The organism is Microbacterium sp. 70-16 (assembly GCF_001898315.1).
Taxonomy (GTDB): domain Bacteria; phylum Actinomycetota; class Actinomycetes; order Actinomycetales; family Microbacteriaceae; genus Microbacterium.
Map to the genome: position 1 here is coordinate 13,169 of NZ_MKTQ01000019.1, position 23,673 is coordinate 36,841.

The window sequence follows — 23,673 nt, forward strand, 5'->3', positions numbered from 1 at the left end:
GTGCTCGGTGGGGTTCTCGTGTGGCCAGGTGAGGCCAGAAAGTGGCCAGGTGGGGCCGGGAGGCAGGGGGCTCCGTCGGGTGCGGAACCCCCTGCGACCGGGGATTACTTGTTGAGGATCGCCTCGATGGCCGAGTCGAGCTCGGTCGCGATCTGCGTGACGTCGCCGCCCTGCGCGATCTTCACGAGCGCGTCGGGGATGATCTGCGCGGCCTCGACCTCAGCCCAGTTGGGGCTCGCCGGCGTGCCCTTGGAGTTGGCCAGCGCCTCGGCCTGCGCCTTGGCGATGTCGGTGTCGGGCAGTGCCGAGGCGGCCGACTTGATGCCCGGCGTCAGACCCTGCTCGGCGAGCAGCTTCTGGTAGTCCTCCGAGAGCATGATCTTCAGCGCGGCCTTGGCCTTGCCCTGTGCGTCCGACTTGTAGGCGACGGCGATGTTCGATCCGCCCGCGAAGATCGGCGCAGTCTCACCGGCCTTGGCGCCCGGCAGCGGGAAGGCGCTCAGGTCCTTGCCGTAGGTGTCGGGGCATCCGTTGGACACCTCTTCACCGGCCGCCTCGTCGCCCCACGGCCATGCGCCGGTGATGTTGCCCGCGGCCCACGCGGGGCTGGAGAGGAACCCGACCTCGCCGGCGCAGAAGGCGATGTTGCCCATGCGCTCGTTGCCGTCGACGGGGGCGGCGGATGCCTTCGTGTACACCGTCTGCAGCAGCTCGAGGCCCTTCAGGCTCTCGGCGCTGGACAGCTGGGCATCCCAGGTGTCACCGTCCTGGACGGCGATCTCGCCGCCGTAGGCCCAGATGTAGGGCAGCGCGTTGTACCAGTCCTTGCCGGGGGCGTAGATGCCCGAGACCGAGTCGGTCTTGAGCGACTCGCCCTTGGCGACGTAGTCCTCGAGAGTCGTCGGCAGCTCGTCGCCGACGATCTGCGGGGTGTAGAAGACGATGCGTCCACCCGCGTAGTACGGCGCGGCGAACAGCTGGCCGTCGAGCGTGCCGGCGTCGACGAGACCACCGAGCAGGTCGTCGCCGCCGAGCTCGTCCTTCATATCGGTCAGGTCGGCGAACAGACCCGCGTCAGCGAAGCCGAGCGCCTGCGTGTTGCCGACCTCGACGACATCGGGGGCATCATTGGACGACAGCGCGGCGGTGTAGGTGTCGTTCGTGTCGGCCCAGGTCTTCTCCTCGATCGTGAGGGTCCAGCCGTCGTTCTCGGCCTCGAAGGTGTCCTTCAGGTACTGGCGAGCGGTGTCGGGCGTGTCGGTGCCGACGAGCCACACGGTGAGATCCCCGGTGGCCGCTTCACTCTCAGCAGGCGCATCGTTGCCGCCTCCCGAGCATCCAGCGAGAACGACAGCCGAAGCGCCGAGGAGCGCGAGGGCTCCGAGCTTGGTGTTCATGGTTGTTCCTTTGTGTTTTCTCTTGGTGGCTCCCGCGGAGCGTGCGACTCCGGGGAGGTGGGGCCTGTGCCCTCGGGATATGGACGTCAGGACACCCCGAGCTGTCCTGACAGGACCATCACGGCGGCGCCGCGGAGGACGATGTCCTCCCCCTGCGCCGTCATGCGCACCTGCACGCCGTCGTGGAACTCGGCGAGCGTGCGGGTGCGCAGCGTCTCGACGGTCGCCTCAGCGAGGGGTCCGTCGAGAAGTTCTTCCGGGCCGGAGAGGACGATCTCCGACAAATCGAGCGCACCGACGACGGGCGCCAGGGCGATGCCCAGCCGCTCCCCCGCGTCGCGCAGCACGGCGTCGCGATCGGCGCCGTCTTCGGCGAGCGCGCGCTCGAGCGACGGTGCCGACAGCCACGCTTCGAGGCACCCGACTTTGCCGCACACGCACACCGGCCCGCCGTCGGTGCCGACCGTGACGTGGCCGATCTCACCCGCGGCGAAGCGGCTGCCGCGCATGGGCTGACCGCCGCTGAGCAGGCTCGAGCCGACACCGCGGCCGACCCGCACCAGCATCACGTCATCCGGCGCGCCGCCAAAGGTGTACTCGGCCAGCACCGCCGCGTTGGCGTCGTTGGCGACGAGGATCGGCAGTGAGACGGCGTCGCGCAGGATGCCTTCGAGGTCGACGTCTGTCCAGCGCAGACCCGGTGCGGTCAGCACCGTGCCGTGATCGTCGACGATGCCCGGGGTGCCGACGCCGACACCGAGGACCGGTGCGTGCGCGTCGTCCACGAGGGCGTGGGTGAGCGCGACGACGGTGGCGACGATGTCGGCGGGGTCGGCAGGGACGGCGACGTCGTGGCGCGCGACGATCTCGCCGTCGAGCGTGAGCACGGCGCCCAGGAACCGGTCGCTGCGCGACAGGTCGAGGCCGATGATGCGGTGTCCCTCGCGGTCGAGGTCGACGAGGATCGCCGGCTTGCCGGGGCCGGTGGCTTCGCGCACGCCGAGTTCGGCGACGTAGCCGTCGTCGATGAGGCCGGCGACGAGGTCGGAGATCGTGACGCGCGTCAGTCCGGTCTCGCGCGCCAGGTCGGCGCGCGACATGGCACCCTGGTGGAAGAGGGTCTGCAGCACGAGCGACCGGTTGTGTGCGCGGGCGTGCTCCGGCAGCACTTTGGCTGCGCGGCGCAGCGGTCGGGCCTGACCGAACGAGCGCCCCGCAGGGGCGTTCTCGGCGGTGCTGCCTTGCACGTCAGTTCCGGACATGTTTGTTAGTAGACCTTACGAACCCCCGGTCCGCAACCTTCGCACCCTATTTGGTAGGGCTGTTTACAAAACTGTTACATTCCGCTTCGGAGCACGAAATGATCCACCGCCGCCGCGTCACCTTCCCTCACCCGCGCTTGCGGTCCCGGTTCCGGGCTGCCGGGCTGGCCGTTCTACTGACGGCCGCTCTGGGCGGCACGCTGGCCGGATGCACGGGCACCGGGCCGTCTCCGGCACCGTCCACCGCCGGTTCGCAGAGCGTCGCCGACGCGTGCGCCGTCGTCGCGTCGAGCGTGCAGGACGCCACCGCCGAGTTGCAGGCACTGGATGCCGGCGACCCCCAGGCAGCCGTCGAGAGCATGTCGAACGTGGCCGCGAGCATCGGTGCGGGCGCCACCGCGGTCGACAACGCAGACGTCGCGGCCGTCCTGCCGGGCCTGGAGTCGGGCTTCACCGCAGCCGCCGAGGCCCTGCAGGCGATCGCGGGCGGCGACCTGTCGCAGCTGCCCGCACTGCAGCAGGCGACGGCTGACATCCAGGCCTCGCTGAGAGCGTTCTCTGACCTCTGCGGCGCCGGCTGAGAATCCGACCTTTGCAGGAAGCGGCGAAATCCCGCGATCCCGTACCATAGAGGGGCGCGGTGGCGCCGGAAAGCACTGTCTGCACCACAGTTCCGACACCACTACGTCAACCAACAGCGCATGACACAGCGTCAACACCGGGGGGTGCTGCAGTGACCGATCTGGCCACGAAATCCGAGTCCGACGGCTCGACGGAGGCTTCGTCGACCATGGGCGAGACGGGCCTCGAGCCCGCTACGACGGCGACGGCTGTGCTGGATGCCCCGGCATCCGCCGCCCTGCCTGCCGGTGATACCGCGCTCGCGACGCAGGCGTTCGACACCGGTTCGGGCGCCTCAGGCACGTCAGGCACAGGCACCGGCCCCGTGCAGTGGGCTCCGGCGGAGCCCGCACCCCGCAAGAAGCGTCTCTGGCTGTGGATCGGCGCGCCCGTCGCGGTGCTCACCGCCGGCGCGGTCGCCGCGTCGCTCGTGCTGATCGCCCCCGGCACCGCCGTCGCGGGCGTGCCCGTCGGGTTCATGACGGCAGGCGCCGCGACCGACGCGATCACGCAGCGACTGGCTGACACCACGCTCGTCCTCGGCGCGGGCGGCCCCAGCATCACGGGCGCCGAGCTCGGCGCGACCGTCGATGCGGCCGCCATCGCCGAAGAGGCGTTCGCCGACCGCCCCATGTGGAACATCGGCCAGTGGGGCGGCGACGCGATCGACGCCCAGGTCACGGTGGATGCCGCGACCGCCACGGCCGCGCTGCGCGCCGCACTGCCCGCCGACTACGTCGACCCCGTCGGGGCATCCGTCGCCTTCGACGGCACGTCGTTCGTGGTGACTCCGGCTGTCGCCGGCACCGGCATCGACGTCGACGCGATCACGACCGCACTGCACGACGCGTTCGTCGCGGGCGAGACGTCGGTCACGATCGACCCGACCCCGAGTTCGATCGACGCCGTCGCGACCACCGACGCGGCCCAGGCGATCGCCGACAGCGCCAACGCGATGCTCGCGACCGTCGGCTTCTACGTCGGCGACGAGCGCACCGTCCCCGTCGACGCGGCGACAGCCGCGAGCTGGATCACGATCACCGCCGACGACGCGGGCACGTTCTCGCTGACGGCGGATGCCTCGAAGATCCAGCCCGTCGTCGACACGCTGCAGCCGCTCGTCGACCGCGCCGCCGCGAACGGCACCGTCATCACCAACTCCGACGGCACCGTGCTCGAGACCACCGTCGCCGGTGCCGACGGCCGCGTGCTGGGCGACACGAGCACCGTCGCGCAGGACTTCGCCAACCAGCTCGCCGACGGCAACAGCGCATTCGCGCTGCCGGTCGAGGTGACGCCGGCGGTCACGACGACCCTGGCGCGCGTGCTCGAGGTCGACCTCAGCGAGCAGCGGCTGTACCTCAAGGAGAACGACGTCGTCGTGGATTCGTGGCTGATCTCGAGCGGCGAGTCGCGCTCCCCCACGATCACGGGCCACTACCGCGTGAACAGCCACTACCGCGTGCAGACCATGAGCTCGACCTCGGCAACCGACCCGTACTGGAACTACGAGGTCCCCAACATCGAGTGGATCATGTACTTCAACGGCAGCCAGGCGTTCCACGGCGTGTACTGGCACAACAACTTCGGCACCGCGATGAGCCACGGCTGCGTCGGCATGCCCAACTACCGCGCCAAGCAGATCTACGACTGGGCCCCCAACGGCGCCGACGTCTGGATCCACGCCTGAGCTTCACGCCGTTCAGCTGGCGGGAGGTGCTGTCTCCCGTCGCGGGAGGCAGCACCTCCCGCCATGTTGACGCGTGCTCAGCGCTGCGGGCGGGGCCCGTCGGTGCTCAGCGCTGCGGGGCGGGGCCCGTCGAGCCGCGCGGATTCAGCGTCGGCGTAGAGTCGAGGAACGCGCCAGGCTCGGCGCCGTCGATGACGGCGAACAGTCGCCGTGCGACGTGGGCGCCTGTCGCGACGACGTCGTGGCTGAGGGCGGTCAGCGGCGGCAGCGTGTGCTCGACCGGCGACACCGGCTCGACGAGCGGCACCGGCTCGACGAGCGGCACCGGCGCTGCGGCATCCGGCACGCTCAGCGCGACCGGTGGCGACGCTGCCGCACTCTCGCCGGTCCTGATAATCGCCGCGCTCCTGCTGTCGGCCGGCCTCGGCGCGGTGCGCGTGGCTCGACGGGCGTCCCGCGCCTGACGCGCCGCCGCGACGTTCCGAGGAGCGCAAATGGCTCCGATTCCCCGCGATCGGCAGCCATTTGCGCTCCTCGAACGGTGCACGCGCCGCCCCAACGAGAAGGGGTCCGGATGCCAGGCATCCGGACCCCTTCTTAGCGTGGGCGCGCGATCAGATCGCGTCGATCACGCCGTTCAGCGTCGCAGACGGGCGCATGACCTGCGCGACCTTCGCGGCGTCGGGGTGGTAGTAGCCGCCGATGTCGACGGGGCTGCCCTGCACGGCGTTCAGCTCAGCGACGATCGCCTGCTCGTCGGCGGCGAGCTTCTCGGCGACCGGAGCGAACGCTGCGGCAAGCTCCGCGTCGGCGGTCTGCTGCGCGAGCTCCTGCGCCCAGTACAGGGCGAGGTAGAAGTGGCTGCCGCGGTTGTCGATCGTGCCGAGGGCACGGCCGGGCGAGCGGTCCTCTTCGAGGAAGGTTCCCGTCGCGGCATCCAGGGTGTCGGCGAGGACCTTCGCCTTCGCGTTGCCGGTGAACTCCGACAGGTGCTCGAACGAGGCCGCCAGTGCGAAGAACTCGCCGAGCGAGTCCCAGCGCAGGTAGTCCTCTTCGAGCAGCTGCTGCACGTGCTTGGGAGCCGAGCCGCCCGCGCCGGTCTCGAACAGTCCGCCGCCGGCGAGCAGCGGAACGATCGAGAGCATCTTGGCGCTCGTGCCGACCTCGAGGATCGGGAACAGGTCGGTCAGGTAGTCGCGCAGCACGTTGCCGGTGACCGAGATGGTGTCCAGACCGTGACGCATGCGCGCGACGGTGTAGCGCGCGGCTTCGGCAGGCGCGAGGATCGAGATCTGCACGCCGTGCGTGTCCATGGTCGCGAGTGCCTGGTACACCTTCGCGATGACCTGTGCGTCGTGCGCGCGGTTGACGTCGAGCCAGAAGACGGCCGGCACGTCGGTCGCGCGGGCACGGCTGACCGCGAGGCGCACCCAGTCGACCAGCGGCACGTACTTGGTCTGCGTGCCGCGCCAGATGTCGCCGGCCTCGACGTCGTGCTCGATGACGACCTCGCCCGACGAGTCGACGACCTGCACGACGCCGTCCGCCGCCATCTCGAACGTCTTGTCGTGGCTGCCGTACTCTTCCGCGGCCTGCGCCATCAGCCCGACGTTGGGAACCGTGCCGATCGTGGCCGGGTCGAGCGGACCGTTCGCGATGACGTCATCGATGACCGCCCGGTAGACCCCGGCGTACGAGGAGTCGGGGATGACCGCGATCGTGTCATCCTCGCCGCCGTCGACGCCCCAGAGCTTTCCGCCGTTGCGGATGAGCGCGGGCATGGAGGCATCCACAATGACGTCCGACGGGACGTGCAGGTTCGTGATGCCCTTGTCGCTGTTGACGTACGACAGGCGCGGGCCGTTCTCGATGTCCTGCGCGATGCGCGCCGAGATCGTCTCGCCGCCGTCGACCTCGCCGAGCCCGGCGAGGATCGCGCCGAGGCCGTTGTTGCCGTTCAGGCCGGCTTCGGCCAGCTGTGCGCCGTACGTGTCGAAAACGTCCTTGAAGAACGCGCGCACGACGTGGCCGAAGATGATCGGGTCGCTGACCTTCATCATCGTGGCCTTCAGGTGCACCGAGTAGAGCACATTCTCGGCCTTCGCCTGTGCGAGCGTCTCGGCGAGGAAGGCGTCGAGGGCCTTCGCCGACATCGTCGTGCCGTCGATGATCTCGCGCGGCAGGACCTTGAGGCTCTCCTTGAGCACCGTGACGGTGCCGTCGGCCTGCACGTGGCGGATCGTGAGTACGTCGTCGTGCGCGGCGACCCACGACTTCTCGTTGTGCATGAAGTCGCCCGCCGTCATCGTCGCGACGCGCGTCTTCGAGCCGCTCGCGAACGGCTTGTTGCGGTGCGGGTGCTTGCGCGCGTAGTTCTTCACCGACAGGGGCGCGCGGCGGTCGCTGTTGCCCTCGCGCAGCACGGGGTTGACGGCCGACCCCTTGATGCGGTCGTAGCGGGCGCGGATGTCCTTCTGCTCGACCGTCGCCGCCTCGTCCGGATACTCCGGGATGTCGTAGCCCTGGCTCTGCAGCTCCGCGATCGCGGCCTTGAGCTGGGGAATGGATGCCGAGATGTTCGGCAGCTTGATGATGTTCGCCTCGGGCAGCGTCGCGAGCCCGCCGAGCTCGGCGAGTGCGTCACCCACCTGCTGCTCGGGCGTCAGCCGCTGCGGGAACGCAGCCAGGATGCGGGCCGCGAGGGAGATGTCCCGCGTGTCGATCTCGACGCCGGCCTGTCCGGCGTAGGCCTGAACGATCGGCAGGAACGAAGCGGTGGCCAGTGCCGGAGCCTCGTCGGTGTGGGTATAGATGATGGTGGACTCGGGCACGCGTGAACTCTCTCTGTGAGCGTCGAGGGGTCGGGGTCCAGCCTACCGCACCGCGTGAAAGTATCTCGATGTCGAGATATCTCCCGCGGGACTGACTGCGACCATCGTCTAGAGAGTGAAAACCCTCATGCCACGGCAAGGTTTGACCGGGTAGCCTGGCCCCATGACCGAACTGCGCCTGGTGGAACTGTCTGCTTCGACGATCGTCGCGGTCAACATGCTGTCGCTCAAGCCAGGTCAGGAGCAGTTCATCGCGCCGACCAGCTACGCCGTCGCCGGCGCCGTCGTGAACCCCGCGACGGCATGGCAGCGCGTCGTGCTCGACGGTGACGAGGTCGTCGGCTTCATCAGTGCGAACTTCGATGCGGATGCCGTGCAAGAGCGCTTCCGCTCGGTGCTGTGGCGCATCAACGTCGACGCCGATGACCAGGGCCGCGGCGTCGGCCGGTTCGCGGTCGAGCAGCTCATCGAAGAGGCCCGCCACCGCGGCATGGACCGCGTCGACGTCATCTACGAGGCCGGCCAGGGCGGCCCCGAGGTGTTCTTCACGCGCGTCGGGTTCGTGCCGGTCGGCGAGACCGAGTACGGCGAGGTCGTCGCCGAAGTCCTCCTCTGACCCGGCATCCCGCCGCTGTTCGTCTCGTCGCTGCGCTGACTCCGGCATCCTGCCGCTGTTCCGTGTCCCACTTACGGCACACCATGTCCCACTTTCGGTTGCTCCCACGCCTGCGAAGCAACCGAAAGTGGGACATGGTTCGGTGATCAGACCAGCGAGTCCTGCCAGGCGGCGTGCAGCTGCGCGAACTTGCCGGTGCCGGCGATGAGCGCGGCGGGGGCGTCGTCCTCGATGATGCGGCCGTGCTCCATCACGAGCACGCGGTCGGCGATCGCGACCGTCGACAGGCGGTGCGCGATGATGATCGCCGTCCGGTCTGCCAGCAGCGTCTGCAGGGCATCCTGAATCTGCCGCTCACTCGGGATGTCCAGCGACGCGGTCGCCTCATCCAGGATCAGCACGGCGGGGTTCGCGAGGAACGCGCGCGCGAACGAGATCAGCTGTCGCTGCCCCGCCGAGACACGCCCGCCGCGCTTGTTCACGTCGGTGCCGTACCCATCGGGCAGGCGCTCGATGAAGGCATCCGCCCCCACCGCCCGCGCGGCGGCCTTGATCTCTTCGAGCGTCGCGTCGGGCTTGCCGAGCGCGATGTTGTCGGCGACCGTTCCGCTGAACAGATACGCCTCCTGCGTGACCATGACGATCGCGCGGCGCAGGTCCTTCGGGTGCAGCGATCGCAGGTCGACCCCGTCGAGGGTCACCGCTCCGCGCGTCGGGTCGTAGAACCGCGACACGAGTTTCGCGAGCGTCGACTTGCCCGCACCGGTCGTGCCGACGAGGGCGATCGTCTGCCCGGCGGGGATGTCGAGCGAGAAGTCGGGCAGGATCGTGCGCTCGTCCGAGTACCCGAACACGACGTCGCGGAACTCGACGTGCCCGCGCGACTCCCACAGGTCGACGGGGTGCACCGGATCGGGCACGGTCGGCTGCTCGTCGAGCACGCCCGACACCTTCTCGAGTGCGGCGGTCGCCGACTGGTAGGAGTTCAGGAACATCGCCACCTCCTGCAGCGGCGAGAAGAAGTTGCGCACGTACAGGACGGCCGCCAGCAGCGTGCCGACCAGCAGCGAACCGTCGGTGACGCGGATGCCTCCCCACAGCAGCACGCCGGCGACGGCGAACGCGGAGACGGCCATCATGCCGGGCTCGAACGTGCCGAACAGCCGCAGCGACCGCATGTTCACGTCGCGGTACTGGCCCGACAGGTCGCCGAACTCGTCGTCGTTGCGCTCTTCCTTGCGGAACGCCTTGACGGCGCGGATGCCCGTCATCGTCTCGACGAACTTGACGATGACCTTCGCGCTCACGACCCGCGACTCGCGGTACGCGCGCTGCGAGTTGAGGTAGAACCACCGCATCAGGAAGAACAGCGGGATGCCCGCGACAGCGAGCACGACGCCCGAGCGCCAGTCGATCAGCAGCAGCGCGACGAGCGTGAAAGCGCCGTAGAGCACGCCCGAGACGAGTTCGTTGAGACCGCCGTCGAGCAGTTCGCGGATCGAGTCGAGGTCGCTCGTCTGGCGCGAGATGATGCGCCCCGACGTATACGACTCGTGGAATTCAAGGCTCAGCCGCTGTGTGTGCACGAAGATCCGCTTGCGCAGATCGAGCAGGACGGCCTGGGTCAGCCGCGCCGAGACGACGGCGTACCAGCCGATCAGCGCGGCGCCGCCGGCGCCCGCGACGAGATATACCGCGACGATCATGAACGTCGGCATCCAGTCGCCGTGATCGATCACCTGCGGCAGCGCCTGGTTCAGACCGAACGCGATCAGCGCGGGTCCGGCGACCCGCAGCGCCGTCGAGACGACGAGGACAGCGCCCGCGAGCACGAGCTGCCAGCGCAGCGGCGACACGAGCGAGCCGAGCAGCCGCAGTGAGCGCTTGCGAATGGCGCGCGACTCTTCGCGCGTGTAGTCCGACCGGTCTTCGCCGGTCGTTCCTGCGACGGATGCCGTGGTCATCGCGCCACCTCCTCACTCGTGCGGACGGGTCTGGTGTCGGTCTCTTCGCGGTGTGCCGCACCCTCGCGCTCGGCATCCTCAAGGCTTGAGATGACGTGCCGGTAGTGGTCGGACGTGCGCAGCAGGTCGCTGTGCGTGCCGACCGCCGTGATGCGGCCCGACTCGAGCAGCGCGACGCGGTCGGCCAGCATGACGGTCGACGGACGGTGCGCGATCACGAGGGTCGTCGTGTCTTGCATGACCTCGCGCAGCGCGTCTTCGACGAGCGCCTCGGTCTCCACGTCGAGCGCCGACAGCGGGTCATCGAGCACGAGAACGGCCGGGCGGGCCGCGACGGCGCGCGCGAGCGCGAGGCGCTGGCGCTGGCCGCCCGAGAGCGACAGTCCCTCTTCACCGATGATCGTGTCGACCCCCTGCGGCAGGTCGTCGACGAAGCCGGCCTGGGCGACCGCGAGCGCTTCGCGCAGCACGGCATCCGCCGCTGCGCTGCCGAGCTCGAGGTCTTCGCGGCCGAGCAGCACGTTCTCGCGCACGGTCTGCGAGAACAGCGTCGAGTCCTCGAACGCCATGCCGACGTGGGTGCGCAGCTCGTGCAGGCTCAGCTCGCGCACGTCGACGCCGTCGATCGTGACGCGGCCGCCCGTGACGTCGTAGAGGCGCGCGGGCAGGGTCGTCAGGGTCGTCTTGCCCGAACCGGTGAGCCCGACGAGCGCCATCGTCTCGCCCGGGATGAGCGTCAGGTCGATGCCGTCGAGCAGATCGCGTTCGGATGCCGCGGCATCCTGATACCGGAAGTGCACGCCCTCGAACGCGAGCGCGCCGCGCGGCTCGGAGATCGTCTGCGGCTGCGCGGGGTCGGTGATCGTGTTCTGCTCATCGAACACCTCGAAGATGCGGTCGGTCGCGGTGCGCGCGTCGAGCAGGAACGAGAACAGGAACCCGATCGACTCCATGGGCCAGCGCAGCACGGTCGCCATCGCGAAGAACGCGACGAGCTCGGCGACCTGCAGCTGCCCGGTCTGGGCCAGCGCGATGCCGACGCCGAGGCACAGCGCGAAAGCGAGGTCGGGCAGCAGCACGAGCCAGAACCAGATCCAGCCCACCGCGCCGGCCTTGCGAAGCTCGGTCTGCCGCAGCGTCTCGGCCTGACGGGTGAACTTGACAAGGGCGTGCTTGCCGCGGCCGAAGGCCTTGAGCACGCGGATGCCGTGGACCGACTCCTCGACGCTCGTCGCGAGGTCGCCTGCCTGGTCCTGACTCTGGCGCGCGAGCGTGCCGTACGTCTTCTCGAAGCGGTAGCCCGCGTACCACAGCGGCGCGCAGACGATCAGGAACGTGACCCCGAGGGCCCAGTGCCAGCGGAACAGCAGGGCCATGCCGATGATGATCGTCAGGACGTTGACGACCAGCAGCACGAGGCCGAACGCGAGCCAGCGGCGCAGCATGCTGATGTCCTGCATCATGCGGCTGAGCAGCTGACCCGACTGCCAGCGGTCGTGGAAGGCGACCGGGAGGCGCTGCAGGCGCTCGTAGAACCCGGTGCGCATGTCGTACTCGACGGCGGTCGAGGGCCCCAGTACGAACCAACGGCGCAGCCACACCATGAGCGCTTCGAGCAGGCCGAGCACGAGGATGAGCGCGACTCCCCAGGTGAGCTGGGCGATGTCGCCCGAGGCGATCGGGCCCTGCACCAGCACTTCGAGCACGAGGGGGATCGACAGCGCGAGCAGGCTCGCGGCGAGCGCGCTGACGGCACCCAACGTGAGCCGGCCCAGCACGGGCTTCGCGAACGGGTAGAGGCGGGCGAGGGCCCGCGGAGTGGAGAGCCTCTCGGTGGGCGGGGTGGTCGCGGTCGTCTGGGTGGACTGTGTGGTCTCGGTGGAGTCAGTGGAGGAGGTCATGGTCCCTGTGATGGCTCTGGTGTCTGTGGTGCGGATGCCGGGAGTGCGAGCCGGCGGTGTGTGTCGGTGGGATGTGTGCGGGGCGGTGTGCGGTGCCTGACGCGCGGGTCGGCGGTTCCTTGCGCGGTTCCTTGCGCGGTTGCTTGCGGCGGTTCGACGGCACAGCGGCGCACAGCGAGCCCCGTCAGGGGACGCTGGGGAACAACGCGGCGTGCGGCGGAACTATGCCACCGACGAGGAACGCGAGCGCGTTATCCCCTCAGCTCCCCGGCTCCGAACGGGCGGAGGACAGCGGGCTTCGTGATGACGATGGCCGTGGACATTGCTTCCTCCAGGGATCGGTGGGCGGGGACCGTCGCACCGGGTCACGGGCGACAGCCCTCCAGAATAGACCCGCACGTTCGCCGCGTGCAAGCCTCGGGTGGATGCCCGGTGCGGGGCATCCCTTGGCGCGGGCATCCCTCTGTGCGCCTGCACTTCATCCGTCCCGACACGCGGCAAGGAGCGCGGCCGAGCTGCCGAACGGGACGGATGAACGCCGGGCGCCGCCGCCCGCGCGCTCGGGTCAGGCCGCCGGGCGCGCTTCGCGCGCGAGCAGCGCGCGCTTGACGTCGGTGCCCCACGCGAATCCGCCCATGCCGCCGCCCGTGCGCAGCACGCGGTGGCACGGCACGAACAGCGCGGGCGCGTTGCGCGCGCAGATGGATGCCGCGGCGCGCACCGCGCTCGGATGCCCGAGCGCGACGGCGAACTCGGCGTAGGTCAGCGGTTGCCCCGGCTCGATGCGGCGCAGCGCCGCCCAGCCGGCGAGCTGCATCGCGGTGCCCGACTGGGCGACGGCGACCGTGTCGATCGCCGCGAGGTCGCCCGCGTAGTAGGCGGCGACGGCGTCCGCGGCATCCGTCGCACCGTCGCGGACGTCCGCCGGCGGGGTCTTGAGCCGGCCGAGGATCGTCTCGGCGTCGTCGGTCCAGCCGCTCGCGAGGACGCGTTGGCGGTCGTCGGCGAGCAGGGTGAAGGCGCCGTCGGGGGTCTCGATGGTCTGGATCGTGGCGGTCATGGGGTGGTCCTTCCGGAGGTCGAACGCAACAACTCAGGAGTTTCGGGGGCCAAAGGGCCTGCGGGCGGCTGACTCCGGCTTCGCCGGGCCGCTGTTCCTGAGTTGTTGCGGGAGGGAGCGGCGGCCGTGCGGGAGGGAGCGGCGGCCGCGCGGGGCGGCACCGCCCGCCACAGGTGGGCGGTGAGGTAGCTGCGCCACGGCGCGGCGTGCGCCGCCCAGGCTTCGAAGCCGCGGGGGTCGGCGGGCAGGCCGACGGCCGCGGCGCCCGCGCGCACGGCGACATCGCCGGTCAGGGTGATGTCGGGGTCGCCCAGCACGCGCATGCGCACGTAGTCGGCGGTCCAGGGCCCGATCCCGGGCCGGGCGAGCAGAGCGGCGCGCTGCTCTGCGCCGTCGTCGCCGCTCGTGAGCACGAGCGATCCGTCGGCGAGCGCGGCCGCCGCGGCCGTGATCGCGCGGATGCGCGCCGCGGGGCCGCGCAGCACGTCGGCCCCGTGCTCGGCGATCGCCTCCATCGTGGGGAACAGCCGGTCGAGGCCGTCGAAGCCCGCGACCCGCTCCCCCAGTGCGTCGGTCAGCGCCGACAGCGCCGTCGTCGCGGCGGCGACCGTGATCTGCTGGCCGATCATCGCCCGCATCAGCATCTCGTGCGGGTCGACGGCACCCGGCACCCGGATGCCCGGGATCGCCGCGACCCGCGGGGCGAGTGCGGGGTGCGCCGCGAGCGCCGCGTCGACGGCGAACGGGTCGGCGTCGAGGTCGAACAGCCGCCGCGTCCGCGCGACGAGCACCGGCAGGTCGCGCAGGTGGGTCAGCTTCGCGCGCAAGCGCACGCGGCCCGCCCCGTCGACGTGCAGGGCGAACCAGGCGGGACCGCCGGGCAGCCGCAGCGTCCGGGCGAAGGAGTCGGGGGTCGCCGCCTCGGCGCCGGCGACGGCGCGCGCCGCCATCCACGCGAACAGTCCGGCCGCGTCGAACGGGCCGCGGTGCGGCAGCACGAGGTCGATCGCTCCGGGTGCGTTCGCGGCAGCATCAGTGCCCGGGGTGCCGGCGGCAGCCGCGCCACGGCGCCCCGTCGAGGCCGCGGAGGCCCCGGAGGTCAGAGGCCGCCGCGCGCGCAGCTCGAGCGGAGGCATCCCGAACACCTCGCGCACCGTGTCGTTGAACTGCCGCACGCTCGCGAATCCGGCCGAGAACGCGACGTCGGCCGCGGGCAGGTCGGTCGCGACCAGCAGCATCCGTGCGGTGTGCGCGCGCTGCGCGCGGGCGAGGGCGAGTGGGCCGGCGCCGAGTTCGGCGGTCAGCAACCGGGTGAGGTGCCGCGACGAGTAGCCGAGGCGGGATGCCAGTCCCCCCACACCCTCGCGTTCGACGACGCCGTCGGCGATGAGGCGCATCGCGCGACCCGCGACATCACCGCGCAGGTTCCATTCGGGAGACCCCGGGGCAGCTTCGGGCAAGCACCGTTTGCACGCGCGATACCCCGCTTCGTGCGCCGCCGCCGACGTCGGGTAGAACGTCACGTTCTCCGGCTTCGGCGTGCGCGCGGGGCAACTCGGCCGGCAGTAGATGCCCGTCGAGCGCACGGCGGTGACGAACTGCCCGTCGAAGCGCTGGTCGCGCGCGTCAATCGCGCGGTACCGCTCGTCGAAGGTCATGCCGCTCATGCTCACAACCCCAGCCTGTCACGGCCGGCGACGTCTCACTCGCGGTTTTCGGACATCACTGTTCCCGAGCTCGCCTGCTCAAAAGCAGGCTGTATCGTCGTGCGCGGCGCTCTTCAGACCCGTCACGGCCGGTTGAGCCTGCTTTCGAGCAGCTCAACGCGACAGAGCGGCGCCACCCAGCGAGCACGCCGCGCACCGCAACCCCGGCTTCAGTGGAAGAAGTGGCGCTCGCGCGTGAAGAACATCGTGACTCCCGCGGCGCGGGCGGCGTCGATGACCTCCTGGTCGCGCACCGACCCTCCCGGCTGCACGATCGTGCGGATGCCCGCGTCGATGAGCACCTGCGGACCGTCCGCGAACGGGAAGAACGCGTCGGATGCCGCAACCGACCCGGCGGCCCGGTCGCCCGCCCGCTCGACGGCGAGGCGGCACGAGTCGACGCGGTTGACCTGGCCCATGCCGATGCCGACCGTGGCCGAGCCCTGGGCGAGGACGATCGCGTTCGACTTGACGGCGCGGCACGCCTTCCACGCGAAGGCGAGGTTGCTCTTCTCGGACTCGTCGGGCATCTCGCCGGTGACGAGTTCCCACGTGTCGACGAGCGATTCGACCTGGGCGGGGAACCGGTCGGCATCCTGCAGCAGCAGGCCGCCGGAGACGAGTCGCACGTCCATCAGTTCCTGCCGCCAGTCGGCGGGCAGGCGCAGCACGCGCAGGTTCTTCTTGAGCTTGAACACCTCGAGCGCTTCGGGCTCGAAGTCGGGCGCGACGATGACCTCGGTGAAGATGTCGCGCAGGTTCTCGGCCATCTTCAGCGTGACGGTGCGGTTCGCGGCGATGACGCCGCCGAACGCCGACACGGGGTCGCACTCGTGCGCGCGCAGGTGCGCCGAGGCGATCGGGTCGAGGGCGTTGGGCGCGCTGATCGCGATGCCGCACGGGTTGGCGTGCTTGATGATCGCGACGGCAGGCTTGACCATGTCGAAGGCGGCACGCAGCGCGGCATCCGCATCGACGTAGTTGTTGTAGCTCATCTCCTTGCCCTGCAGCTGCGTCGCCTGGGCGATGCCGTGGCCGCCGACGCGCTCGTACAGCGCGGCGCGCTGGTGCGAGTTCTCGCCGTAGCGCAGCGTCTCGAGACGCTCGGCCTTGATCGTGAGGTGCTGGGGCAGGTCGCCTTCGTCTTGCAGCGACTCTTCCGAGAACCACGTCGCGACGGCGCGGTCGTAGGCGGCGGTGTGCGCGAAGGCGCGCGCGGCGAGCTCGCGACGCTGGCCGAGGGTCGTGCCACCGGCGGCGAGCGCCGCCGTGACGGCCGGGTACGACTCGGGCGAGACGACGATCGCGACGTTCGCGAAGTTCTTCGCGGAAGCACGCACCATCGCCGGCCCGCCGATGTCGATCTGCTCGACGACGGCGTCGCCGGTCGCACCGGAGGCGACCGTCTCGACGAAGGGGTAGAGGTTAACGATGACGAGCTCGAAGGGCAGGATGCCGAGCTCGGCGAGCTGGCTCTCGTGGTCTTCCAGGCGCAGGTCGGCGAGCAGCCCCGCGTGCACGTTCGGGTGCAGCGTCTTGACGCGGCCGCCGAGCGACTCGGGGAAGCCGGTGATCTCGGCGACGTCCTTGACGGTGAGACCGGCGTCGCGCAGCAGCGCGGCCGAGCCGCCGGTCGAGACGATCTCGACGCCGGCGGCGGCGAGCGCCTGCGCGAGCGGCAGCAGATCGGTCTTGTCGCTGACCGACACGAGGGCGCGACGGATCGGGACGACGTCGCGGTCGCGGTAGAGGGCGGGATCGATGGACGGACCGGCCATGCGGGGCTCCAGAGTGCTCGAGTGGGTCAGGCGATGTCGGATGCCACGGCGGCGGCATCCGGAGTTTCGGTGGCTTCCGCGACGTCGGCGGAAGGGATGGCCGGCGCGTACGCGGACAGATCGATCTCGCCCGCAGCGATGCCGCGCACGACCTCGATCAGCAGGCGCCGCTCGACGGGCTTGATGCGCTCGTGCAGCGTGTGCTCGGTGTCGCCGGGGAGCACGTCGATGCGCTCCTGCGCGAGGATCGGCCCCGAATCGACGCCCGTGTCGACGACGATGACACTCGCGCCGGTCTGACTGACGCCCGCGGCGAGCGCGTCGCGCACGCCGTGCGCGCCGGGGAACTCGGGCAGATACGCGGGGTGGGTGTTGATGAGTGCGGGCGCCCAGGCATCCACGAGCGCATCGGGCAGCAGACGCATGAGGCCGCTGAGCACGATCAGGTCGGGCGTCCAGACGTCGATCTGACGCCGCAGTTCCTCGCCCCACTGCTCGCGGGTCTCGAACTCGCGGAACGGAACCATGACGGTCGGGATGCCGAATGCTTCGGCGTGCGCGAAGCCGTCGGCCTGCCGGTCGGCGCCGACGACGACGACACGGGCGGGGAATCCGGGTTCGGCAGCTGCGTCCAGGAGCGCGCGGAGATTGGAGCCCGTGCCCGAGATGAGGACGGCGACCGTGAGCACGCGCCCAGTCTACCGGCGGGCGTCCGTGCTCACTGAGCCGGGGCGTCCGGGCCGTCAGGCAGGGTCTCGATCGGGTCAATCTCGCCCGCGGCGAATGGCTCGGTGGTCGCATCGTCGGGGGCCACGGCGACGGCCACGGGGCGCGGGGCGTCCGTCACCAGTTCGACCGCGACGGGGCGCGCGGCATCGGTCACCGGCTCAAAGGCGACAGCGCTCGGCAGCGGTGCCGGATCGTGCACGACGGCGACATCGACGGGGGCATCCACAGCGTCGCGGGCCACCCGGCCGCCGGCCGCACGCACCGGCGCGAACAGGGCGATGGCGGCGCCGACGAGCAGTTCGACTCCGACGGCGAACGCGACGGGCCCCGCCGCGGGGCCGATGTCGGCGAGCCGGCCTGGTCCGACCGAACCCGAGGCCACGGCGACCAGCAGCGCGACAGCCGCCGCGCCGAGGATGACGATGGCTGCCAGCACGACGAGCCGGGGCATGGATGCCTCGTGCGCCGAGCCGACACCGACCGCCGCGCCGCCCGACCCGCCCGGCCACCCGCCCGCACCCGCGCCGACCGACCGACCCGCGCGCGCGGTCGCGAACAGGCGGCCGCGCGCCGCGGCGCCCGCCGCGAACCCGACCCCGATGATCAGCAGGATGCTCAGCAGCATCCACTGCGAGCCCGACTCGGGGATGATCCCGAGCGCGGGAACCCCGGGCAGCACGCCCAGGTTCGTTCCGACGGGCGACACCGCGGTGCCCGTCCCAAGGGCGAACCCGGGGCCGGCCGCGAACGCGCCGCCCCAGACGACGAGGGTCGGCAGGTACGCGAGCTGCCCGAGCGTGAGCATGGTCGCACCGAGGGCATCCACGTGCGCCGCTTCGTACAGGGCGACGACTTCGCCGCCGCGCAGCACGGTCGCGACCGCGACGAACAGAGCGCCGACCCCGACGAAGCCCGCGACCGCTACGCCGAGCCCGCGTGCGGCGGCTTCGGGCACGGCCGCCCAGCGGAGGTCACGCGCGGCACGGATGCGCAGCGCGTCGATGACACCGTCATCGCCGTGTCGCCAGGCTCCCACGAGTGCGCCGAGCAGGGCGGGCACCGCGAAGACGACCGTCGGCAGCACGAGCGCCTGCCACCCGAACACGGCCGCGACGGGGTTCGCCGACGTGCGCCACAGCAACCACGCGATGACCGCCGTGACGACCGATCCCGCCAGCACGCCGATGGCCCACGCGCCGGCGCGCGCCGCGCGCGCACCCGAGCGCGCCGCGAACAGGGCCGCGAACCCCGCGAAGGCGAGCGGCGCGAGCGAGAGCCAGAACGTCGCGCCATCCGCGTCGATCCCGACGGCGGTGAGGTACTCGGGCGGCAGCGTGATCTGCAGCGGTACGAGGTTGCCGAACTGCCACAGGCGCACGGATGCCGGCCACAGTGCGCCCCAATCGGCTGTGCCCCCGAGGCCGAGCACCCAGAAGACCGTGAGAGGGGCGAGTGCGGCGGCAACGCCGACGGCCGCCGCGATCAGTGCGTCGACGGCGGCCAGGAAGGCGACGAGAAGGCGATTCATGCGGGTTCGACCCTACCCAGCGTGTGCCGCGACACCGGCGGGGCGCGCAGAGCCACTACGTTTCTGTGAGGAGGATCCACCATGTCGCACCCGTCCACGTCGCCCGAGCTCCGCACCGACGAGGGGGCGAGCGCACTCGATCGCTTCTTCGAGATCACGCGACGCGGCTCGACCCTCGGCGCAGAGGTCCGCGGCGGCATCGTGACCTTCGTGACGATGGCCTACATCGTCATCCTCAACCCGATCATCCTGTCGACACCGGATGCCGTCGGCACGACCCTCGACGCACACGCGGTCGCTGCATCGACGGCACTCACCGCGGGCGTCATGACGATCGTCTTCGGCCTCGTCACGCGACTGCCGTTCGCGTTCGCGGCGGGCCTCGGCATCAACGCGTTCCTCGCCTTCTCGGTCGTCGGCTCGGTCACGTGGCCCGAGGCGATGGCGCTCGTCGTGATCAACGGTGTCATCATCGTGATCCTCGCCGCGACGGGCCTGCGGAAGATGATCTTCGACGCCGTCCCCGTCCAGCTCAAGCTCGCGATCACCGTCGGTATCGGCCTGTTCATCGCGTTCATCGGTTTCGTCGACTCGGGCTTCGTCACGGCGACCGAGGGCGGCTCGCCGCCGGTCGGGCTCGGCATCGGCGGGTCGGTCGCGACCGTGCCGACGCTCATGTTCGTGATCACGCTGCTGCTGGGCGGCGTGCTCATCGCCCTGCGCGTGCGCGGTGCGATCCTGATCGCGCTCGTGACGGGCACCGTGATCGCGGCGATCGTCAACGCGATCTGGCCCTTCGGTCTCGACTTCGGCTTCACCGGCGGCATCGTCGCCCTTCCCGACCTGAGCCTCATCGGGGCCGTCGACTTCGGCTTCGACCTGCAGCGGGTCAGCGGCGTCGCGCTCATCATGTTCGTCTTCACGCTGTTGTTCTCGAACTTCTTCGACGCGATGGGCACGATGACCGGCCTCGCGAAAGAGGCCGACCTCGCCGACGCCAAGGGCGACTTCCCGCGCATCAAGTCGGCCCTCGTCGTCGAGGGCGTCGGCGCGATCGTCGGCGGTGGAACCTCGTCGTCGTCGGCGACGGTGTTCGTCGAGTCGGGTGCCGGCATCGGCGAGGGCGCCCGCACGGGCCTCGCGTCGGTCGTCACGGGCGGCCTGTTCGTGCTCGCGATGTTCTTCACGCCGCTGACCTCGCTCGTGCCCGGCGAGGTCGCCGCGGCCGCCCTCGTGCTCGTCGGCGCCATGATGCTGTCGCAGATCAAGAACATCGACTTCAGCGACTTCCGCGTACTGCTGCCGGTGTTCCTGACGGCGACGGTCATGCCGATGACGTACTCGATCGCCAACGGCATCGGCGCCGGATTCGTCAGCTGGATCGTGCTGCACGCGTTCTCGGGCAAGGCCAAGACCATCCACCCGCTGCTGTGGGTCGTCGGCATCGGCTTCGTGCTGTTCTTCGCGCGCGGCCCCCTCGAGGCGCTGTTCGGCGTCGCCTGAGACGCACGCCCGTGCCCGGCTCGCGCCGGGCCGGGCCGTGCGCCCGTCCGTCCGTCATGGGCAGTGCTCCCCATCGAGGGGCGGTGCGCGGCATCCTTACGATGGGTACCGAAAGGAGAGCGCCATGGCCACACTGCCCACCCAGATCGGGCCGATCCCGGGAAGCGTCACGACCATCAGGTCGAAAGCCGCGCGATTCGCCGCGACCGCTGACGCGATCCTCGAGGCGGTCAGCGGCCTGCGCACCGCGATCGCCGACACCCGGCAGCACGAGAGCGACGCCCTCGACCAGCTCGCCGAGAACGCGACGAAGGTCGCCGATCGGCTCGGCTCGCTGCAGAACCGCTACGACGAGGCATCCGATGCCCTCACGTCGTTCGCGACCGATCTCGAGACGGCGCAGCGCGATGCGCAGAACCTCGTCGCCGAGCACGCGGATGCCGCACAGGCACAGTCGTCGTACGAACGGCAGATCGCCTACTACCGCGACGAGCGCGCACGCGCGACCGACCCCGTCGAGGCCGCCGACATCAACCGTCACCTGCTCTCGCTGACGCAGCGTCGCGACGGTCAGGCCGCGCAGGCGGCCGATGCGCAGGCCCGCTTCGACCGCATCATCGAGGGGCTGCGACAGTCCGGTGGCGACGCGGCCCGCAAGATGCGCGACGCCGCCGACGGCGACGGTTTCAACGACAGCCTGTGGGACGACTTCTCCGGCTGGGTCGCCGAGCACGCCGAGATCCTCAAGGCGATCCACAGCATCTTGCAGAAGATCACGCTGGCGCTGTCGGTGCTGAGCTTCTTCTTCCCGGTGCTCGCGCCGTTCGCCCTCGCCGCCGCGGCGATCACGGCCGGCCTCAGTCTCGTGCTGGCAGCCACCGGCCAGATCTCCTGGATCGACTTCGCCCTGGACGTCCTCGCGGTCGCGACGATGGGGGTTGCCGCTGCGGCATCCCGCACGATCAGCGGTGTCGTGACGGCACTGAAGGGCACGCGCGTCGCCCGGCTCGCGGCGCAGGGCACGAACAACCCGCTGCGCGTCGTCACGGGCAGCTTCAACGGTGTGCTCAAGGGCAAGAACGGGCTGTCGCTGTTCGGCGGCAAGCTGAAGCTGCCGTCCGTCACCTGGCTGCGCCAGGTGAACTCGGCCAAGGGCATGACGAACGCGCACTTCCTGCGCATCGTGCAGTCGGCGAAGGCCGGCGCCGGCGGCCCCCTCGATGACATCCTGCTGAACATCGGCCGCCAGGAGATCCTGAAGATCACGGTGTCGGCGGGCATCACGGCGGCTGCAAAAGGCGTCGACACGGCGCTCGGCACCGCGCTCCCCAAGATCCTCGACCTCGTCGGCGACACCCAGCACGAGATGCCCGTGCTCGGCGACATAGCCGATTGGTACGAGGGCATGAAGGATGCGGCGACCTGGCGGATCGGCTCATGACCGCGCCACGTCGATCCGCGCCCGCACGGCGGAACACGCGGCGGCGGGCATCCCGCACGACGACGGAGCTCTGGGCGGGGCGGGCGGCGCTCTGGGCGATCGTCCTCGTCGTCGTCCTCGGGCTCGGCCCGCAGATCCTGCTCGGCATCATCGGAATCATCCGCGGCGACATCCCGGCCGCCGGCATCCTCGGCTCCTCCGACACGTTCCCGCTGTTCCAGCCGCCGTTCTGGCTGCTGTGGATCCCGGCGATGCTCATGCTCGCCGCCGCCGTCCTGTCCCTGGGCGCGGGCAAGCCGCAGCCGCTGTGGCTGATTCCGGCGCGATGGGAGCTCGCCATCCTCGCGTTCGTCGGCCTGTGCATCACCCTGGAGTGTGCGGCCGCGTACGGTGGCCCGCAGTTGATGATCGTGCTGTGGGCGGGAGTGCCGTGGCTGCTGGCGATCGTGCTGCTGGCCGTGCGCGGCACATGGGAGCTCGTGCGGGAAGCGTGGCGACTGTGGCGGCCGTGACCTCGGCATCCATCGGGATGCCGCGCCTGATCCTTCCCCCGGGCTGGCAGCTCCTCCGGACCGCGCCGGACAACAGTGAGACCGCCCGCCGGGTGTTCGCATCGATCCGCGAACTCGGCCCGCGCGACTCGATCACGCCGTTCGCGCGCGAGCTCGAGCGCGCCCTCCAGACACAGCTCGACGATGCGTTCCGCGCGGGCTCGTTCGCCGTCGCGCTGCCGCTCGGCCGGCCCTGGGAGGTGCCGGTGTCCACCTCTATCGCGTTCAGCGTCGTGACACCCCCGACCGGCACGCCCGTGCTGCCGGAGGTCGGCGAGAAGGTCGACACGGATGCCGGCACCGCCCGACGCCGCATTCTCGACGCGCCGGTGTCGCCCGACGCCCTTGCGGGCGAACTCGTGCCGCTGCGCACGCTCGACTACACATGGGTGCGCGAGGACGCGTACCTCGTCGCCTTCGCCTCGATCACGGGCGACGCCGACCCCGACTACGCCCCCGTCACCGATGCGCTCACGCTCCTCATCACGACGATGCTGGATGCCGTGACGTTCGATCCCGCGCCCCGACAGGAGACGCAGCCATGACTCTGCACGCTGATTTCGACCGCGACCTGTGGGTGTACGTGCCGACCGAGTGGCCGTGGGAGGGCTTCGACTCGCTCGAGGAATGGTCGGGCACGCTCGTCGGCGCACTGTCCGAGGCGTACGGCTACGACACGTCGATGCGCGAGTGGCTGACCGCGACCGTGCAGGGCCTGTCGCGCAGCGCCGACGAGAACGAGCACCGCTTCGCGTACCTGTCACGCCCGCACGAGGCGATCGGCATCGCGAGCATCTACGAGTTGCCGGCACGGCCCGACACTCCGCTCGAAGAGCTCGTCGGCGTGGGCGATCCGCGCGCGACGCGGCCTGTCGTGGCAGCCCCCTTCTCGGGCGGACGACTCGGCGCGGGCCTGTCGGCGACGCGTCATGTCACCGACGATGACGGCACCGTCAGCGTCGTGACGCACTGGGTGTGGCGCCTCGGCGAGCGCGACGTGCTGATGATCGTCGGCGATTTCGACCTCGCCCGCTTCGAGGCGCTGCGCGCCGACTACGACACCCTGGCCCGTGCCATCGGCATGGCGGACTGACG

General features: G+C 70.6%; 19 protein-coding genes. 8 read left to right on the forward strand and 11 right to left on the reverse strand.

Annotated features, from left to right (window positions below; genetic code table 11):
• Positions 1-104: 104 nt before the first annotated feature.
• On the reverse strand, positions 105-1,397 hold the full coding sequence (locus BGO46_RS09480) for an extracellular solute-binding protein (protein ID WP_292678272.1): 1,293 nt from the start codon (positions 1,395-1,397) through the stop codon (positions 105-107).
• 86 nt (positions 1,398-1,483) lie between these two features.
• Positions 1,484-2,659, reverse strand: coding sequence for an ROK family transcriptional regulator (locus BGO46_RS09485; RefSeq protein ID WP_292678274.1), 1,176 nt, complete (start codon positions 2,657-2,659; stop codon positions 1,484-1,486).
• Between the two features lie 98 nt (positions 2,660-2,757).
• Between BGO46_RS09485 and BGO46_RS09490 the strand changes: the two genes are divergently transcribed.
• Together BGO46_RS09490 and BGO46_RS09495 are read left to right on the forward strand one after the other, a co-directional pair.
• Complete coding sequence (locus BGO46_RS09490; RefSeq protein WP_292678277.1) at positions 2,758-3,240, forward strand: hypothetical protein; 483 nt, start codon at positions 2,758-2,760, stop codon at positions 3,238-3,240.
• 152 nt (positions 3,241-3,392) lie between these two features.
• Positions 3,393-4,970, forward strand: a complete 1,578-nt coding sequence (locus BGO46_RS09495) for a L,D-transpeptidase (protein ID WP_292678279.1) — start codon at positions 3,393-3,395, stop codon at positions 4,968-4,970.
• 106 nt (positions 4,971-5,076) lie between these two features.
• Here the strand turns inward: BGO46_RS09495 and BGO46_RS09500 are convergent, their stop codons facing one another.
• On the reverse strand, positions 5,077-5,316 hold the full coding sequence (locus BGO46_RS09500; RefSeq protein ID WP_292678281.1) for a hypothetical protein: 240 nt from the start codon (positions 5,314-5,316) through the stop codon (positions 5,077-5,079).
• Positions 5,317-5,584: 268 nt separating this feature from the next.
• Complete coding sequence (locus BGO46_RS09505) at positions 5,585-7,801, reverse strand: NADP-dependent isocitrate dehydrogenase (protein WP_292678283.1); 2,217 nt, start codon at positions 7,799-7,801, stop codon at positions 5,585-5,587.
• Between the two features lie 163 nt (positions 7,802-7,964).
• Here BGO46_RS09505 and BGO46_RS09510 point away from each other — a divergent pair, with 163 nt between their 5' ends.
• Entirely contained in the window at positions 7,965-8,417 is a 453-nt protein-coding gene (locus BGO46_RS09510; RefSeq protein WP_292678284.1) for a GNAT family N-acetyltransferase, read from the forward strand.
• 146 nt (positions 8,418-8,563) lie between these two features.
• Here BGO46_RS09510 and BGO46_RS09515 read toward each other — a convergent pair whose 3' ends face one another.
• From BGO46_RS09515 to BGO46_RS09545, 7 genes are all read right to left on the reverse strand, one after another.
• Positions 8,564-10,381: an ABC transporter ATP-binding protein gene (locus BGO46_RS09515; RefSeq protein WP_292678286.1), complete on the reverse strand. Its 1,818-nt coding sequence runs from the start codon at positions 10,379-10,381 to the stop codon at positions 8,564-8,566.
• Complete coding sequence (locus tag BGO46_RS09520) at positions 10,378-12,282, reverse strand: ABC transporter ATP-binding protein (RefSeq protein ID WP_292678288.1); 1,905 nt, start codon at positions 12,280-12,282, stop codon at positions 10,378-10,380. The genes BGO46_RS09515 and BGO46_RS09520 overlap by 4 nt, the downstream gene beginning before the upstream one ends.
• A gap of 565 nt (positions 12,283-12,847) precedes the next feature.
• On the reverse strand, positions 12,848-13,342 hold the full coding sequence (locus BGO46_RS09525) for a methylated-DNA--[protein]-cysteine S-methyltransferase (RefSeq protein ID WP_292678290.1): 495 nt from the start codon (positions 13,340-13,342) through the stop codon (positions 12,848-12,850).
• Positions 13,339-15,000 (reverse strand): AlkA N-terminal domain-containing protein, encoded by a 1,662-nt coding sequence (locus tag BGO46_RS09530; protein WP_292678393.1) that lies wholly within the window; start codon positions 14,998-15,000, stop codon positions 13,339-13,341. Before BGO46_RS09530 ends, BGO46_RS09525 begins: the two co-directional genes overlap by 4 nt.
• A 218-nt stretch (positions 15,001-15,218) precedes the next feature.
• Positions 15,219-16,826 (reverse strand): bifunctional phosphoribosylaminoimidazolecarboxamide formyltransferase/IMP cyclohydrolase, encoded by a 1,608-nt coding sequence (purH, locus tag BGO46_RS09535; RefSeq protein WP_292678292.1) that lies wholly within the window; start codon positions 16,824-16,826, stop codon positions 15,219-15,221.
• A gap of 26 nt (positions 16,827-16,852) precedes the next feature.
• Positions 16,853-17,515 (reverse strand): phosphoribosylglycinamide formyltransferase, encoded by a 663-nt coding sequence (gene purN, locus BGO46_RS09540; protein ID WP_292678294.1) that lies wholly within the window; start codon positions 17,513-17,515, stop codon positions 16,853-16,855.
• Between the two features lie 29 nt (positions 17,516-17,544).
• Positions 17,545-19,083, reverse strand: a complete 1,539-nt coding sequence (locus tag BGO46_RS09545) for a DUF6350 family protein (RefSeq protein ID WP_292678296.1) — start codon at positions 19,081-19,083, stop codon at positions 17,545-17,547.
• Positions 19,084-19,164: 81 nt separating this feature from the next.
• Here BGO46_RS09545 and BGO46_RS09550 point away from each other — a divergent pair, with 81 nt between their 5' ends.
• From BGO46_RS09550 to BGO46_RS09570, 5 genes are all read left to right on the forward strand, one after another.
• Positions 19,165-20,586, forward strand: coding sequence for an NCS2 family permease (locus BGO46_RS09550; RefSeq protein ID WP_292678297.1), 1,422 nt, complete (start codon positions 19,165-19,167; stop codon positions 20,584-20,586).
• Positions 20,587-20,710: 124 nt separating this feature from the next.
• The gene (locus BGO46_RS09555) at positions 20,711-22,027 is read left to right on the forward strand and encodes a hypothetical protein (protein ID WP_292678299.1); all 1,317 of its coding nucleotides are present in this window, start codon (positions 20,711-20,713) and stop codon (positions 22,025-22,027) included.
• Complete coding sequence (locus BGO46_RS09560; protein WP_292678301.1) at positions 22,024-22,539, forward strand: hypothetical protein; 516 nt, start codon at positions 22,024-22,026, stop codon at positions 22,537-22,539. Before BGO46_RS09555 ends, BGO46_RS09560 begins: the two co-directional genes overlap by 4 nt.
• Positions 22,527-23,123, forward strand: a complete 597-nt coding sequence (locus tag BGO46_RS09565) for a hypothetical protein (RefSeq protein ID WP_292678303.1) — start codon at positions 22,527-22,529, stop codon at positions 23,121-23,123. Before BGO46_RS09560 ends, BGO46_RS09565 begins: the two co-directional genes overlap by 13 nt.
• Complete coding sequence (locus BGO46_RS09570; RefSeq protein WP_292678305.1) at positions 23,120-23,671, forward strand: hypothetical protein; 552 nt, start codon at positions 23,120-23,122, stop codon at positions 23,669-23,671. The genes BGO46_RS09565 and BGO46_RS09570 overlap by 4 nt, the downstream gene beginning before the upstream one ends.
• The last annotated feature ends 2 nt before the right edge of the window (positions 23,672-23,673 follow it).